The sequence below is a fragment of the Cellulomonas alba genome (assembly GCF_030362835.1).
GTDB classification, from domain to species: Bacteria; Actinomycetota; Actinomycetes; order Actinomycetales; family Cellulomonadaceae; genus Cellulomonas; species Cellulomonas alba.
In genome coordinates this window covers 2,316,938-2,331,947 of sequence record NZ_JAUCGQ010000001.1, presented here as the reverse complement: position 1 = coordinate 2,331,947, position 15,010 = coordinate 2,316,938, and the positions used below count along the sequence as shown (strand labels likewise).

The window sequence follows — 15,010 nt, the reverse complement described above, 5'->3', positions numbered from 1 at the left end:
CCGGGGGTCAGCGCTCGACGACCAGCGCCGTCGCGATCGCCGCGACACCCTCCCCGCGGCCCGTCAGCCCGAGCCCGTCCGTCGTCGTCGCCGTCACCGACACCGGCGCGCCGCACGCACCGGAGAGCGCCGCCTCGGCCTCCGCCCGCCGCGGCCCGAGCCGGGGCCGGTTGCCGATCACCTGCACCGCGACGTTCCCGATCTCGAACCCGGCCTCGCGCACGCGCCGCGCGGCCTCGCCGAGCAGCACGACCCCCGCGGCGCCGGCCCACCGCGGCTCGGCCGTGCCGAAGTGCTGGCCGAGGTCGCCGATGCCGGCCGCCGAGAGCAGCGCGTCCGCAGCCGCGTGCGCGGCGACGTCGGCGTCGCTGTGGCCGGCGAGCGGCCGCTCGCCGGGCCACGCGAGGCCGGCCAGGTGCAGCACGGCGCCGGGCGCGGGGTCCGGGTCGTAGGCGTGCACGTCGACGCCGACACCCGTGCGCGGCAGACCCGTCGTCATGCGTCCTCCTCGGCGAGAAGCGCCCTGCGGGACCGGCACGTCGTCATGCGTCCTCCTCGGCGAGCACCGCCCTGCGGGACCGGCGCGTCGTCATGCGTCCTCCTCGGCGAGCAGCAGCTCCGCGAGCGCGAGGTCGCGCGCGGTCGTGATCTTGGCGGCGCGGTCGTCGCCGCGCACCACCCACACCGGCCGGCCGAGCCGCTCGACCAGCCCGGCGTCGTCCGACACGGCCGTGCGCTCGTCCCGGCCGTGGTCGGCGCCCGCGGTGTGCGCCTCGACGAGCAGCGCGCGCTCGAAACCCTGCGGCGTCTGCACCGCGCGCAGGTCCGTGCGCGCGACCGTCTCGCGCACCCGTTCGGCCCCCGACCCGTCGGCGGGCCCGACGCGCTTGACCGTGTCGACCACCGGCAGGCCGGGCACGACCGCCGCATGGCCGGCGCGCACCGCCTCGACCACGCGGGCGGCGAGCGAGGGCGGCGCGAGGGGGCGGGCCGCGTCGTGCACGAGCACGACGTCGACGTCGTGCGGCAGCACGGCGATCGCCGCGGCGACCGACGCCTGCCGCGTGGCGCCGCCCAGCACCACCTCGACGCGCACGTCGGCCTCCCCGAGCACCCCGGCAAGCAGCGCCGCGACCTCGTCGACGCGGTCCGCGGGCGTCGTGACGACGAGGACCTCGACCCGCTCGCCCGCCGTGGTGCGGGCCGCCAGCAGGCCACGCGCCGCGTGCAGCAGAAGGCGCTCGCCCCGCAACGGGACGAGCGCCTTCGGGAGTGGATGGCCCAGCCGGGTGCCGCTGCCGGCGGCGGTCAGGATCGCGGCGACGGTCACCGGCGGGTCAGCAGGTTCGGCGGGGTCGATGCGTCAGGACGCGAGGACCTCGTCGAGGATCGCCTCGGCCTTGTCCTCCTCGGTGTGCTCCGCGAGCGCGAGCTCTGAGACGAGGATCTGGCGAGCCTTGGCGAGCATGCGCTTCTCGCCCGCGGACAGGCCGCGGTCGGCGTCGCGACGCGACAGGTCCCGCACCACCTCGGCGACCTTGATGACGTCACCCGACGCGAGCTTCTCGAGGTTCGCCTTGTAGCGGCGCGACCAGTTGGTGGGCTCCTCGGTGTACGGCGCGCGGAGCACCTCGAACACCCGGTCCAGCCCCTCCTGGCCGACGACGTCCCGAACGCCGACGAGGTCGACGTTCTCGGCGGGGACCTCGATCGTCAGATCGCCCTGCGCGACCTTGAGCTTGAGGTAGATCTTGTCCTCTCCGCGGATGGTCCGGGTCTTGATCTCTTCGATCTTCGCTGCACCGTGGTGCGGGTAGACAACGGTCTCCCCAACAGTGAAAGACATCTGCAGGTGTCCCCTTTCGCAGAGGTCCATCCTACCACGGCCACATCCGGCCCAATCCGGGCGCACGGCGACGTCGTCGCAGGTCAGAGGCCCAGGCTGTGCCGAACGGGTGGTGTGACCCCGGCCGGCCACCCGCGGCCGGCGGCGCGGCACGGGCACCCCTGTGGCCTGCGGGAACGCGCCCGACGGGCCAGTGGGGGCTGCACCCGCGCGGGCGTGACGCACGCCTCGCCCCGCGCGGCGCCCGGCAGGCGGCCACGCACCAGGTCCGCGGCCCGCGGACGGCTAGTCTTGCCCTGCGACCGAGCACCGCGCCCCGTGCGCCGCGCCCCGGTCGACGAGCACCCGTCGATCCACGCACGACCGCGGCGCCCAGGCGCCCGACGCCACGAGGAGTCACCGTGACCTCGCCCCGCCTCCGCACCCGCCGCAGCCCGCGCCGCGTCGTCGTCCTCGCCGCCGGCGCCGCCGTGGCCGCCGCGGCGCTCGCCGGGTGCTCGGCCACGAACCCCATGACCACCGAGAAGCCGTACAGCGCGTCCGACGGCGTGCGCGCGCAGATCGGCGACGTCCGGGCGTCGAACCTCATCCTCGTGTCCGAGGCGCACGGCAAGCCGGGCGTCCTCACGGGCGCGCTGACGAACGACGGCGACACGGACACCACGGTCTCGATCACCATCGGCGAGACGGCACCGACCAAGGTCGACGTGAAGTCCCACCAGACCGTGCTGCTGCTCGGCGAGGACGTCGAGGGCCAGGCGGACGTCCGGACGCCCGCCGCCGACACGCCTCCCGGCGGCATGACCACGGTGACGCTCGCGACGCCCGCCGACGGCAGCTACAGCCTCCGGGTGCCGGTGCTCGACGGGACGCTCGACGAGTACGCGGCGTTGCTGCCGACGGCGACGCCCTCGAGCTGACGAGCCGACGCACCCGCACGACTCACGAGAGGCCGGCCGCACGACGCGGCCGGCCTCTCGTCTGCAGCGAGTCCGGAAGAGGTCAGGGGCGCCCCTCCGCACCCCGCCGCCGCTCCCGGGCTCGGCTCACCCGAAGCGACCCGAGATGTAGTCCTCGGTCGCCTGCTCACGCGGCGAGGAGAAGATCGTCCCGGTGTCGTCGATCTCGACGAGCCGCCCCGGCTGCCCCACGCCCGCGAGGTTGAAGAAGGCCGTGCGGTCGGAGACGCGCGCCGCCTGCTGCATGTTGTGCGTGACGATCACGATCGTGTATGCGGACTTGAGCTCGCTGATGAGGTCCTCGATCGCGAGCGTCGAGATCGGGTCGAGCGCGGAGCACGGCTCGTCCATCAGCAGCACCTGAGGCTTCACGGCGATCGCGCGCGCGATGCACAGGCGCTGCTGCTGGCCGCCCGACAGGCCCGAGCCGGGCCGGTTGAGCCGGTCCTTGACCTCGGTCCACAGGTTCGCGCTGCGCAGCGACACCTCGACGAGGTCGGCGGCGTCCGACTTCGAGATGCGCTTGTTGTTGAGGCGCACGCCCGCCAGCACGTTCTCCTCGATCGACATCGTCGGGAACGGGTTGGGGCGCTGGAACACCATGCCGACCTGGCGGCGCACGGCCACCGGGTCGACGTCGGCGCCGTACAGGTCCACGCCGTCGACCGCGACGGTGCCCTCGACGTGCGCGCCGGGGATCACCTCGTGCATGCGGTTGAGCGTGCGGAGGAACGTCGACTTGCCACAGCCCGACGGCCCGATGAAGGCGGTGACCGAGCGGGGCTCGATCGCCATGCCGACGTCGGCGACGGCCTTGAAGTCGCCGTAGTAGATGTTCAGGTCCTTGACGTCGATGCGCTGTGCCATGGGTCGCAGTCCTTTTCCTCTTCAGTTCCGTCAGCCGAGGTTCTTCGGAGCGAAGAAGCGGGTGATCAGGCGGCCGATCAGGTTGAGCAGCATGACGAGGATGATCAGCGTCAGCGCCGCGGCCCAGGCCCGGTCGTAGTTGATGGTCGGGATGCAGTTCTGCTGTCCCGGCGTGCAGGGCACGAGGCCCTGCTGGTACTGCTGGTAGATGAAGACCGGCAGCGTCATCATGCGGCCGCTGAACAGGTTGGTGTTGATCGAGTCGATGGTGCCGACGGCGATCAGCAGCGGTGCGGTCTCGCCCATCACGCGCGCGACGGCGATCGTCACGCCCGTGCCGATGCCCGCGACGGCCGTGCGCAGCACCACCTTGATGACGACGAGCCACTTCGGGACGCCGAGTGCGAGCGCGGCCTCGCGCAGCTCGTTCGGCACGAGCCGCAGCATCTCCTCGCTCGAGCGGACGACCACGGGGATCATCAGCACGGACAGCGCCACCGAGCCGACCACGCCCATGCGGACCGCCGGCCCGAAGAACACCGCGAAGAGCGCGTAGGCGAACAGACCGGCGACGATCGACGGGATGCCCGTCATCACGTCGACGAAGAACGTGACGGCCCGCGCGAGCGACCCGCGCCCGTACTCGACGAGGTAGATCGCGGTGAGCAGGCCGATCGGCACCGAGATCAGCGTCGCGAACAGCGTGATCAGCAGCGTGCCGACGATCGCGTGGTAGATGCCGCCCGCGTCCGCGCCACCGAACACCCCGCGCATCGAGTGCGTGAGGAAGTCGAGGTCGAGCTTCTGCATGCCGTGCACGACGACGGTGAGCGAGACGGAGACGAGCGGGATCATCGCGAGCACGAACGCGCCCCAGATGAGCACGCGCATCGTGCGGTCCTTGCGGTGCCGACGCTTGTCGACCTGCGTGATCAGCGCGCGGAACTCGCTGCTCGTCGAGCTGAGGTCTGCGGTGGTCATCAGTTCGCCCCCGAGAAGTCCTTGCGGCGGGAGACGATCCAGCGCGCGGTCATGTTGACGAAGAGGGTGATGACGAACAGCGCGAGGCCGGTGGCGATCAGCGCCGAGACGCTCATCGGCGAGGCCTCGGCGAACTGCGCGGCGATGTTCGCCGCGATCGTCTGCTGCTGGCCCGCGACCAGGAGCTTGAACGAGTAGAGGAACCCGGGCGACAGGATCATCAGCACGGCCATCGTCTCGCCCAGCGCACGGCCGAGGCCGAGCATGGCGGCCGAGATGATGCCGGACCGTGCGAACGGGAGGACCGCGGTGCGGATCATCTCCCACCGGGTCGCGCCGAGCGCGAGCGCCGCCTCCTCGTGCAGCCGCGGCGTCTGGAGGAACACCTCGCGGCTCACGGCCGTGATGATCGGCAGGATCATGACGGCGAGCACGAGCCCCACCGTCAGCAGCACGCGGGCCGTCGGCGAGACGTCGCCGGAGAAGAACGGGATCCAGCCGAGCGTCTCGCCGAGCCAGGACCACACGGGCTGCACGAACGGTGCGAGCACCAGACCACCCCAGAGGCCGTAGACCACGGACGGGATCGCGGCGAGCAGGTCGACCACGTAGCCCAGACCCGCCGCGAGCCGGCGGGGAGCGTAGTGCGAGATGAAGAGCGCGATGCCCAGCGCGATCGGCGTCGCGATGAGCAGCGCGAGCGCCGCGGCGAGCACCGTGCCGAAGATCAGCGGCCCGACGAACGAGAGCAGCGAGCTCGCGCCGTGCAGCCACGGGACCTCGGCGACGAGCTGGTCGGTCGGCTCGGTGATGGCGGGCCACGCCTTGACGACGAGGAACACGGCGACCGCGGCGAGCACGACGAGGATCAGGGCGCCGGCCCCGGTGGCGAGCCAGCGGAACGCGCGGCTCATGCCGCGGTCGCGCACCCGGACCCGGCCGGGGCGACCGCGCCGCCGCGCGGGCGGGGCGAGAGGGGGAGGCCCGACCGGAGCGGCGTCCGGTGGGCTCTGCGTGCTGGTCACACGGGTCTCCTGCGGTGCTGCCTGGGGGGATGTGGGGGGAAGTCGCCCCGGTCACGTGGACCGGGGACGGGTGGCCGGCCCGTCTCCCCCCGGGGCCGGGCCGGCCACCCGCTGGCGATCGCAGCGGCTCGAGCGGCCGCGATCGCGTCTGGTCAGCCGGCGATCTTGTTGATCGCGGCCAGGGCCTTGGTGCGCAGGTCGTCCGTGATCGGCGCCGAGCCGGCGGCCGACGCGGCGGCCGTCTGCGCGTCAGCGCTGACGATGTAGGTGAGCAGCCCCTTGACGAGGTCCGCCTTCGCCGCCGAGTCGTACTTCTGGCAGGCGATCGCGTACGACACGAGGATGACCGGGTAGGCGCCGGCCGCCGTGGTGGTGCGGTTCACCTTGACGACCACGTCGTCCGCCGAGCGGCTGGTGTCGAGCGGCGAGTCGTCGAGCACCTTCGCGGCGCCGTCGGCCGAGGGGGCGACCCACGCGTCGCCGACCTTGATCTTCGCGGCCGACAGCGTCCCGACCGCCGACAGGTCGGCGTAGGCGATGGTGCCCTCACCGCTCTGCACGGTCTGCACGACACCGGACGTGCCCTGCGCCGACTCGCCGCCCTTGATCGGCCAGGTCTGGCTGGCCGGGTAGCTCCACGCACCGCCCGCGGCCTGCGAGAGGAAGTCCGTGAAGTTGTTCGTCGTGCCCGAGTCGTCGCTGCGGTGCACCGGCGTGATCGTGGTGGACGGCAGCGTCACGCCCGGGTTGTCGGCGGCGATCGCCGCGTCGTTCCAGGTGGTGATCTTGCCGTCGAAGATCTTCGCGACGGTGGCCGGCGCGAGGTTGAGGTCCTTGACGCCCTTGAGGTTGAACGTGACCGCGATGGGGCTCACGTACACCGGCACGTCGAACGCCTCGGTGTTCTGGCAGCGCGCCTGCGCCTGCGTGAGCTCCTCGGGCTTCATCGCCGAGTCGGACCCGGCCCAGTCGACCGCGCCGCTGATGAAGCTCGTGCGGCCCGCGCCCGAGCCGGTGCCGTCGTAGTTGACCGTCACGCCCGAGTTGGCCTGCTGGAAGGCGGCGCGCCAGGCGTCCATCGCCTTCTGCTGCGCGGTCGAGCCCGCGCCGTTGAGCTCGCCGCTCAGCGCCGAGCCGCCGCCCGAGCCGTCGGTCGAGGTCGAGCCGCTGGTCGAGCCGTTGCCGGAGCCGTTGTCGTCCGTCCCGCAAGCGGCCAGCGTGAGGGCCAGGACGCCGGTCAGGGCGAGCGCCGCGCCGGCACGGCCGTGGAGGGAGAGCTTCACTGTGTGTCCGTCCGTTCGATCCGGGGAGCGCGCACGGGGGGTGTGCGCGGCGGACCCGACGGTAGGAACCGTGGGTGACCGGTCGGGCGGCTTCGGGTGAACCTCGGGTGAACGGTGGCCGTCGAGTGCCGGACGCGAGCCTGTGACCAGGCAGTGCGCGTGACGGCCGTCACACGACGGCGGTCCGCGTGCGCGTCAGGCGGCCGTCACTCGCCGTCGTCGGCGAGCTTGTAGCCCAGGCCGCGCACCGTCAGGAGCAGCACGGGGTTGGCCGGGTCGGCCTCGATCTTGGCGCGGACGCGCTTGACGTGGACGTCGAGCGTCTTGGTGTCGCCGACGTAGTCCGAGCCCCAGATGCGGTCGATCAGCTGTCCGCGCGTGAGCACACGGCCCGCGTTGCGCAGCAGCAGCTCGAGCAGCTCGAACTCCTTGAGCGGGAAGCTGACGAGCTCGCCGCGGACCCGGACGGTGTGCCGCTCGACGTCCATCCGGACCGGGCCGGCCTGCAGCACGCCGTCCTCGTCGTCGAGAGGGTCGAACCCGTGCGTCGGCGCGGGCGCGCCCGCCGTGGCCGGCACCTTCTCGGCCCGGCGGAGCATGGCGCGCACGCGCGCGAGCAGCTCGCGCGACGAGTACGGCTTCGTCACGTAGTCGTCGGCGCCGAGCTCGAGGCCCACGACCTTGTCGATCTCGTCGTCCTTGGCGGTCAGCATGATGACCGGGACGTCGCTCGTCGCGCGCAGGCGGCGGCACACCTCGGTTCCGGGCATGCCGGGCAGCATGAGGTCGAGCAGCACGAGGTCGGCGCCGCCGTCCTCGAACCGCTCGATCGCCTCCGTGCCGGTCGCGGCGGTCACCACCTCGTAGCCCTCACGCTCGAGCTGGTACGTCAGGGGGTCGCGGTAGGACTCCTCGTCCTCGACCACGAGGATGCGGGTCATGACGCGCTCCGGTGCACAGGGGCTCCTTGGTCGGGCTCGAGGTGGTGGACGGGCTGGGCGGGGACGGCGAGGACCGCGCCGGACGGCGGCGTCGCGGTCGCTGCCGGGGCGGCCTGCTCGCGCGAGGCGGCGGGGAGGCGCAGGGTGAACGTCGAACCGCGGCCGGGCTCCGACCACACCGTGACGTCGCCGCCGTGGTCGGCCGCCACGTGCTTGACGATCGACAGGCCGAGGCCGGTGCCGCCGGTGTCGCGCGAGCGTGCCGGGTCGACGCGGTAGAACCGCTCGAAGACGCGCTCCTGGTCGGCGGCCGGGATGCCGATGCCCTCGTCGACGACCGCGATCTCGACGAGGCCCGCCTTGTCGCGGACGCCGATCCCGACGTGCGACGCCTCCGCGCTGTACGCCACGGCGTTGTCGACGAGGTTGCGCACCGCCGTGACGAGCAGGTCGTGGTTGCCGAACACGCGGGCGCCCTGCTGGCCGCCGACCTCGAGGCGCACGTGCTTGCCGTCCGCCGTGGTGCGGGCGCGGTCGACGGCCTCCGCCACCACGGCGTCGACGTCGACCAGGCTCGGCTCGCCCAGGGCACCCGCGACCTGGAGCCGCGAGAGCTCGATGATCTCCTGCACCAGTGCCGACAGGCGCGTGGCCTCGCTGCGCATGCGGCCCGCGAAGCGGCGCACCGCGGTCGGGTCGTCCGCGGCGTCCTCGACGGTCTCGGCAAGCAGCGTCAGCGCACCGACCGGGGTCTTGAGCTCGTGCGAGATGTTGACGACGAAGTCGCGGCGGATCGCCTCGAGCCGGCGCGCCTGCGTGAGGTCCTCCGCGAAGACCACCAGGTGCCGCGCGCTCACCTGCGCGACGCGGACCTGGACGAGCAGCACGCCGGGGCCGACCGGACCGCGCGGCACCTCGAGCTCCTCGTCGCGGATCACGCCGTCACGGCGGACGAGCGCGACGAGCTCGCGGATGGCGGCCGGCGCGATGCGGCCGTCGCGCACGATGCCGAGCGCATGGGCCGGCGCGCTCGCGCGGACCACCCGGTCGTCCTCGTCGAGCACGACCGCGGCGGAGCGCAGCACGGCGAGTGCCCGCACCAGCCCCTCGTCCAGCTCGGCGGGGGCCTGCTCGGGCACGGCGCGCTGCACGCGCTCGCTCCACCGGAACGCCAGCACGGAGGCGACACCCACCACCATGCCGACGATCCCGGCGGCGATGAGCGCGAAGCCGTCGAGTCCGTCCACGCCACCAGCGTAGGTCGAGCGCCGGGCCGTTCCGCGCGTGCGGCGCCGTCGGGCGCGTGCCCGACGTGCAGCATTCACGCGCGCGACGGCCGCCGTTCACGCACGGCGGCCGTCGCCGGCCAGGTCAGCCGCCGAACGTCTCCATCAGGAGCGACTTCTCGGCCGGCGTGAGGTTCGTCGCCACGAGCGTGCTGTGCAGCCCGTGGAGGCGCTCCCCGAGCCGGTCGAGGTCGCCCTCGTCGGTGACGGCGCAGAGCAGCGAGGTGCCGGGCGTGACCTGCTCGCGGATGGTGTCGAGCTGCGCCTCGTCGATGCCCAGCGCGGCGACCGCCTTGCTGATCGCACCGACCGCCGCGCCCGCCGCGACCCCGAGCACCGGCACGAAGAACAGCGCGCCGAAGAGCAGGCCCCAGAAGGCGCCCCAGCCCGTGCCGCGCCACTTGTCCTCGTGCGCGTGGTGCACGCTCGGCGTCTTGTCGCCCTGCGGCCACGAGACGACGGCGTGGTCGATGATCTTGACCAGCCGGTCGGTCTGCGCGTCGTGCAGGATGTCCGCCGCGCGGTCGGCGCCCTCGGCGGTGTCGAACTTCCAGGCCGTGAATGTCGTCATGTCGTCACCTCAGGCGAGCAGCTTGGCCTTGGCCGCAGCGAACTCCGCGTCGTCCAGGATGCCCTGGGCGTGCAGCTGGCCGAGCTGCTGGAGCTGGGCGATGAGCGGGTCGGGGTCCGCGGCGGCAGGCGCGGGCGCCGCGGCGGGGGCGGCCTGCTGCTGCGCGACGGCCTGCCGGGCCGCCTCCTCGAGCTGGCGCTGCTGCTCGGCGGCCGCGTACTGCTGCTGCTCGTAGCTCTCCTGCTGCTTGTTGTACTGGTGGCGGTTCACCGCGCCGACCGTGGCGCTCGCCGTGCCGGCGATGACCGCGGTGCGCGCGGCCGTGCCGATCAGGCCGGGCCTTCCCAGCCGTCGGATGGGGGGCATGTCTCCTCCTCGGATCAGTCGGTCAAGGGTGCGAGGTCGCCCGGCTCGTCGATCTCGGCGAGCGCGTTGACGACCTCGGCGGGGATGCGCTCGGCGGCGAGCACGATGCCGTCGGCGTCGCGGATCGCGCCGACGATGCCGCGCAGCCACACGTTCTCGATGACGAGCACGAGCGCCGAGCTCCCCGGCGGCAGGTCGGCGCTGATGGCGTCGATGTCCTCCTGGCCCGCGATGCCGGGAGCCGCGAGCCCGATGCCGACGAGCTCGAGCTGGTCCGCGACCTGCTCGATCTCGACCACCTCGACGCTCCCGTCGAGCGGCCTGCGGACCACGACGAGGTCGATGATTCGCACCTGCTCGGACTCGACGAGCTTGAGGAGCTCGGCCTTCACCGGGTCCGGGATGCGGTCGTCGGGGAACTCGAGCGCGTAGAGCTCGACCGGTCCGAACGACGTGGGCATGGGCGTCCTCCTTCGGATGGGCAGCGCCTCGGGCGAGGGTCGCTGCGGCGGCGCGCCGGGCTCAGCGCACGGCGTCCTCGACCTCGGCCCCGTGGACGATCAGCGCCCACAGCACGAACACGTCGAGCACGATCACGGCGATGGACCACCAGGGCGTGATCGGCAGCGACAGGAACTGCGTCATCAGGTTCAGCACCACGAGGATCGACGCGACGATCCGGGCCCACGGTCGCGCGGCGAACAGGAAGCACGCGACGATCACGAGCAGCGCGCCGAGCACGATGTGCACCCAGCCCCACGCCGACACGTCGACGAGCACGACCGAGTGCCCTGACCACGCGAGCACGTCCTTCGGCGAGAACGCCGCGACCAGGCCTCCGATGATGTTGAAGAGACCCACCGTGAGCAGCGTGAACGCCCCGAACCACACCCAGCCGACCCAGCCCGTCACCTGTCTCGCCATCGGTTCGCACCCTTCGCTCGAACGTCGCCGTCCCGGCCATCCTGGGGAGGCCGTCGCCCAAGGGGACCACCCGCGCCGGGTGACATCCGGACGAACCGGGCGGGGGCGGCCGGGGCGGCGGGTGGGCGGTCCGGCGGACGCCGCGGCCTCCATGCAACGGCCCCCGCGCGTTCACCCGCCAGGACCCGACCGTTCACCTGCCGATGCCAGCCTGACCCGAGCGCGGCGCCCCCGGCCGCACGGGCCGCGCGTGCCGCGGCAGGAGAGGAACCCATGCGCGAGATCTTCGAGGCCGAGCTCCACCAGCTCGGCGAGGACCTGGTCGCCCTGAGCGGCCGCGTCGAGCACGCAGTGACCCAGGCCGGCATCGCCCTGCTGACGGCCGACCTCGCCCTCGCGGAGTCGGTGATCGTCGAGGACCACGACATCGACGCCCTCGAGCGCGAGCTCGACGAGCGCTGCATCCTGCTGCTCGCCCAGCAGGCCCCGGTCGCGACCGACCTGCGGATCATCGTCACGACCCTGCGGATGATCGCCTCGCTCGAGCGGATGGGCGACCTCGCGCGGCACGTGGCGCAGATCGCGCGCGGCCGCTACCCGCGGCACGCCGTGCCGCACGCGCTGTCCGGGACGTTCGCCGAGATGCACGACGCGGCCGTCCGCGTCGCGCGCCGCACCACGACGCTCCTGACGAACCACGAGCTGCCGCTCGCCGAGAGCATCCAGCAGGACGACGACCTGCTCGACGAGCTGCACGAGGACGTGTTCACCGCGCTGCTCGGAGGTCAGTGGGCCGGCACCACGCAGGAGACCGTCGACGTGACGCTGCTCGGCCGCTTCTACGAGCGGTTCGGCGACCACGCGGTCTCGGTGTCGGAGCGCGTCGTGTACCTCGTCACCGGGGTGCTCGGCGAGCAGCTGGACCGGTCCGCCTGACGCGAGCGACGAGCTGCGCCTGAGCCGGGCCGACGGCGCACGACGCCGGCCCGGGAGGCGCGAGACGGCGGAGCGCCGGCCCTCGGGGGTCGGCGCTCCGCCGCGTCCGGGTGCGGCCGGCCGCGACGCTCGCGCGGCGTCGGGGCCTTCGGTTGCGCGCTCGGTCAGGTGTCGCGGGTCGTCAGGCGTCGCGGGTCGTCAGGCTTCGGGCTCCGTCAGGGCCGCCGCGTAGGCGCGCATCGAGCGCTGGTAGCGCGGGAGCGTGTCTGCGAGCGCCGTCAGTGCCTCGCGGAGCGCCGCGTCGGGCTCGCCGCGCGAGTGCAGCACGAGGGCGAGGACCGCCTGCCGGGCGCCGCCGAGCTCGGGGACGTCGGGCGCGGCACGCAGCAGGTCGACCGCCTCGTCGAGCTCGCCGACGTTGCGCAGCGTGCTCGCGAGCTGGATCGTCGCGCGGGCCGTGCGGTAGTCGTCGAGCCCGCCCGCGAGCGCGCGGCGGTAGAGCGGCACGGCCTGCTCCTCCAGGCCGAGCGAGTCGTGGATGCCGGCCCACTCGAACAGCGCGACCGGGTCGTCCGGGTCGCGCTCCTCGACGAGCGCGCGCATGCCGGCGAGTGCGGCCGCCTCGTCGTCGAGGTCGACCTCGGCCCAGAAGCGGTCGACACGGTCCTGCCAGGTATCGGTGTGCATGGGCCCAGGATCCCAGGCCGGGACAGCGAACGCGCCGGCCCCGTCGGGGGACCGGCGCGTTCGCGCGGCGTGCGGGGTCAGCGACCCTGGTTCGCGACCGCCTGGATCGCGGCGGCGGCAGCCTCGGGGTCGAGGTAGGTGCCGCCCTTCGTCACGGGCTTCAGCGTCTCCTCGTCGAGCTCGTACACCAGCGGGATGCCGGTCGGGATGTTGATGCCGGCGATGGTGTCGGCGTCGACGTCGTCGAGGAGCTTGACGAGAGCGCGGATCGAGTTGCCGTGCGCCGTGACGAGCACCGTCTTGCCCGCCTCGAGGTCGGGGACGATGTCGCTGTTCCAGTACGGGAGCGCGCGGTCGAGCACGTTGGCCAGGGCCTCGGTGCGCGGGATCGGCTCGCCGGCGTAGCGCGGGTCGGAGTCCTGCGAGAACTCGGAGCCGAGCTCGATCTCCGGCGGCGGGACGTCGTACGAGCGGCGCCAGAGCATGAACTGCTCCTCGCCGTACTCGTCGCGGATCTGCTTCTTGTCCTTGCCCTGGAGCGCGCCGTAGTGGCGCTCGTTGAGGCGCCAGCTGCGCTTGACGGGGATCCACAGGAGGTCCGCGACGTCGAGCGCGTAGTTCGCCGTGGTGATCGCGCGGCGCAGCAGCGAGGTGTGGAGCACGTCGGGCGTCACGCCCGCGTCCTTGAGCAGCTGACCGCCGCGCTTCGCCTCCTGGACGCCCTTCTCGGACAGGGCCACGTCGACCCAGCCGGTGAAGAGGTTCTTGGCATTCCACTCGCTCTCGCCGTGGCGGAGCAGCACCAGGGTGTAGGTCATGCGCCCATCCTGCCGCAGCCCCGAGCGCGCGTCGCCGGGACGTCCGTCCCCTGGTCGGCGGCGGCGTGCAGGGAGCGGGCGGCCCGTCAGCGGGGGTCGAGCGACTCGCGTGCGACCGCGTAGACCTTCAGCATCTGGTCGGCGGCCGCGTCCCAGCCGAAGCGCTCGGCGACGCCACGGGCGCCGGCCGCGAGGCGGGCGCGCTCGCCGTCGTCGGACAGCAGCGCGTCGACCACCTGCGCCCACCCCTCGGGCTGATGACCCGTGACGAGGTGCCCGGAGACGCCGTCCTCCACGACCGTGCGCAGGCCACCCACCGCCGCCGCGACCACCGGGACACCGCTCGCCTGCGCCTCGGCCGCGACCAGCCCGAACGACTCGCTGCGCGACGGCATCGCCACGAGGTCCGCCGCGTGGTACCAGCGCGCGAGCTCGTCGCGGTCCGCCGGCGGGCGGACCACCACGTCGGCGCGCACGCCGGCGAGCGTCGCGAGCGCCTCGAGCTCGCGGACCGCGGTCGGGCGGCCGCTCGGACCGCCCAGCACGACGAGCAGCGGGACCGGCCGGCCCGCGTCGCGCAGCACGCCGAGCGCGCGCACCAGCACGTCGGGTCCCTTGAGCGGCTGGACACGGCCCGCGAACAGGACGATCGGCCGGTCCGAGGGCAGGCCGAGCTCGCGTCGGGCGCGCGCCCGCGCCTCGGGGCCGCCCGGGCGGAACCGGTCGAGGTCGACCCCGGGCTCGACGACGTGCACGCGTGCGGGGTCGGCGTCGTAGAGCTCGACGAGCTCGCGGGCCTCGGCCGGGGTGCTCGCGACCAGCGCGTCCGCCTCCTGCACCACCTGCTCCTCGCCGAGCACGCGCGCGTGCGGCTCGGCGGCGTCGCCCGGCGCCAGGGACGCGTTCTTGACGCGCGCGAGCGTGTGGCTGGTGTGGACGAGCGGCACCTCCCAGCGGTCGGCCGCGATGCGGCCCACCTGCCCGGACAGCCAGTAGTGCGAGTGCACCACGTCGTACCAACCCGGCTCGCGGGCCGCCTCCCAGCGCAGGACGCCCGCCGCCATGCCGCACAGCACGCCCGGCAGGTCGTTCTTGTCGAGCCGCTCGAACGGGCCGGCAGGCACGTGGTGCACCAGGATCGCGGGCGTCACGCCCGGCTCGACGGCGTCGCCGCACAGCACGGCGCGGGACTCGTCGCGCGACATCGGCCGGCCGTCCGCGTCGGTGCCGGGGACCACCTGCGTCTCCGGCAGGTCCGAGGACGTCGCGCGCGTGAAGATCTCGACCCGGACGCCGCGCGCGGCCAGCGCGCGCGAGAGCTCGAGCACGTAGACGTTCATGCCGCCGGCGTCGCCCGTGCCGGGCTGGTCGAGCGGGGACGTGTGGACCGAGAGCATGGCGACGCGGGGGGCGCGCTCGGCGGTCACGGGGTCTCCTGTCAGGCGGGGCGGGTCTGCTCCCATTGTCGCCCAGCGTGGGCGGTGCCGCGGTGGGACCGACGGGCGCCGGCCCGCGAGGCG

At 73.6% G+C, this 15,010-nt stretch carries 18 protein-coding genes; 2 read left to right on the top strand and 16 right to left on the bottom strand.

Features of this window, described 5'->3' with window-relative positions; all coding sequences use genetic code 11:
• Nucleotides 1–7 precede the first annotated feature (7 nt).
• The 3 genes from ispF to QRT04_RS10655 form a co-directional block, all read right to left on the bottom strand.
• Nucleotides 8–499: a 2-C-methyl-D-erythritol 2,4-cyclodiphosphate synthase gene (ispF, locus tag QRT04_RS10665; protein ID WP_289455208.1), complete on the bottom strand. Its 492-nt coding sequence runs from the start codon at nucleotides 497–499 to the stop codon at nucleotides 8–10.
• Nucleotides 500–589: 90 nt separating this feature from the next.
• A complete protein-coding gene (gene ispD / locus QRT04_RS10660) occupies nucleotides 590–1,330 on the bottom strand; it encodes a 2-C-methyl-D-erythritol 4-phosphate cytidylyltransferase (protein ID WP_289455207.1) in 741 nt (246 codons plus the stop codon).
• A gap of 33 nt (nucleotides 1,331–1,363) precedes the next feature.
• A complete protein-coding gene (locus tag QRT04_RS10655; RefSeq protein ID WP_289455205.1) occupies nucleotides 1,364–1,846 on the bottom strand; it encodes a CarD family transcriptional regulator in 483 nt (160 codons plus the stop codon).
• A gap of 401 nt (nucleotides 1,847–2,247) precedes the next feature.
• On the opposite strand from QRT04_RS10655, the gene QRT04_RS10650 reads away from it, so the two are divergent.
• A complete protein-coding gene (locus QRT04_RS10650) occupies nucleotides 2,248–2,766 on the top strand; it encodes a hypothetical protein (RefSeq protein ID WP_289455203.1) in 519 nt (172 codons plus the stop codon).
• A gap of 126 nt (nucleotides 2,767–2,892) precedes the next feature.
• On the opposite strand, the gene pstB is transcribed toward QRT04_RS10650, so the two are convergent.
• The 10 genes from pstB to QRT04_RS10600 all read right to left on the bottom strand — a co-directional run bounded on the left by pstB (nucleotide 2,893) and on the right by QRT04_RS10600 (nucleotide 11,049).
• Nucleotides 2,893–3,672 (bottom strand): phosphate ABC transporter ATP-binding protein PstB, encoded by a 780-nt coding sequence (gene pstB, locus QRT04_RS10645; RefSeq protein WP_289455202.1) that lies wholly within the window; start codon nucleotides 3,670–3,672, stop codon nucleotides 2,893–2,895.
• Between the two features lie 30 nt (nucleotides 3,673–3,702).
• The gene (gene pstA / locus QRT04_RS10640) at nucleotides 3,703–4,653 is read right to left on the bottom strand and encodes a phosphate ABC transporter permease PstA (protein WP_289455201.1); all 951 of its coding nucleotides are present in this window, start codon (nucleotides 4,651–4,653) and stop codon (nucleotides 3,703–3,705) included.
• Entirely contained in the window at nucleotides 4,653–5,678 is a 1,026-nt protein-coding gene (gene pstC / locus QRT04_RS10635; protein ID WP_407653591.1) for a phosphate ABC transporter permease subunit PstC, read from the bottom strand. The genes pstA and pstC overlap by 1 nt, the downstream gene beginning before the upstream one ends.
• A 152-nt stretch (nucleotides 5,679–5,830) precedes the next feature.
• Nucleotides 5,831–6,961 (bottom strand): phosphate ABC transporter substrate-binding protein PstS, encoded by a 1,131-nt coding sequence (gene pstS / locus QRT04_RS10630; protein ID WP_289455198.1) that lies wholly within the window; start codon nucleotides 6,959–6,961, stop codon nucleotides 5,831–5,833.
• A 206-nt stretch (nucleotides 6,962–7,167) separates the two neighbouring features.
• The gene (locus QRT04_RS10625; RefSeq protein ID WP_289455197.1) at nucleotides 7,168–7,902 is read right to left on the bottom strand and encodes a response regulator transcription factor; all 735 of its coding nucleotides are present in this window, start codon (nucleotides 7,900–7,902) and stop codon (nucleotides 7,168–7,170) included.
• Nucleotides 7,899–9,149: a sensor histidine kinase gene (locus QRT04_RS10620; RefSeq protein WP_289455196.1), complete on the bottom strand. Its 1,251-nt coding sequence runs from the start codon at nucleotides 9,147–9,149 to the stop codon at nucleotides 7,899–7,901. The genes QRT04_RS10625 and QRT04_RS10620 overlap by 4 nt, the downstream gene beginning before the upstream one ends.
• A 124-nt stretch (nucleotides 9,150–9,273) precedes the next feature.
• Entirely contained in the window at nucleotides 9,274–9,759 is a 486-nt protein-coding gene (locus QRT04_RS10615; RefSeq protein ID WP_289455195.1) for a DUF1269 domain-containing protein, read from the bottom strand.
• Nucleotides 9,760–9,768: 9 nt separating this feature from the next.
• Entirely contained in the window at nucleotides 9,769–10,125 is a 357-nt protein-coding gene (locus QRT04_RS10610) for an SHOCT domain-containing protein (protein ID WP_289455194.1), read from the bottom strand.
• A gap of 14 nt (nucleotides 10,126–10,139) precedes the next feature.
• Nucleotides 10,140–10,586, bottom strand: a complete 447-nt coding sequence (locus QRT04_RS10605) for a DUF6325 family protein (protein WP_289455193.1) — start codon at nucleotides 10,584–10,586, stop codon at nucleotides 10,140–10,142.
• A gap of 61 nt (nucleotides 10,587–10,647) precedes the next feature.
• On the bottom strand, nucleotides 10,648–11,049 hold the full coding sequence (locus tag QRT04_RS10600) for a DUF7144 family membrane protein (RefSeq protein WP_289455192.1): 402 nt from the start codon (nucleotides 11,047–11,049) through the stop codon (nucleotides 10,648–10,650).
• A 273-nt stretch (nucleotides 11,050–11,322) separates the two neighbouring features.
• Between QRT04_RS10600 and phoU the strand changes: the two genes are divergently transcribed.
• Entirely contained in the window at nucleotides 11,323–11,985 is a 663-nt protein-coding gene (phoU, locus tag QRT04_RS10595) for a phosphate signaling complex protein PhoU (protein ID WP_289455191.1), read from the top strand.
• 198 nt (nucleotides 11,986–12,183) lie between these two features.
• Here phoU and QRT04_RS10590 read toward each other — a convergent pair whose 3' ends face one another.
• From QRT04_RS10590 to QRT04_RS10580, 3 genes are all read right to left on the bottom strand, one after another.
• Nucleotides 12,184–12,672: a tetratricopeptide repeat protein gene (locus QRT04_RS10590; RefSeq protein ID WP_289455190.1), complete on the bottom strand. Its 489-nt coding sequence runs from the start codon at nucleotides 12,670–12,672 to the stop codon at nucleotides 12,184–12,186.
• 77 nt (nucleotides 12,673–12,749) lie between these two features.
• Entirely contained in the window at nucleotides 12,750–13,490 is a 741-nt protein-coding gene (locus QRT04_RS10585; protein ID WP_289455189.1) for a phosphoglyceromutase, read from the bottom strand.
• Between the two features lie 86 nt (nucleotides 13,491–13,576).
• Nucleotides 13,577–14,917: a glycosyltransferase gene (locus tag QRT04_RS10580; protein WP_289455188.1), complete on the bottom strand. Its 1,341-nt coding sequence runs from the start codon at nucleotides 14,915–14,917 to the stop codon at nucleotides 13,577–13,579.
• Between the last annotated feature and the right edge of the window lie 93 nt (nucleotides 14,918–15,010).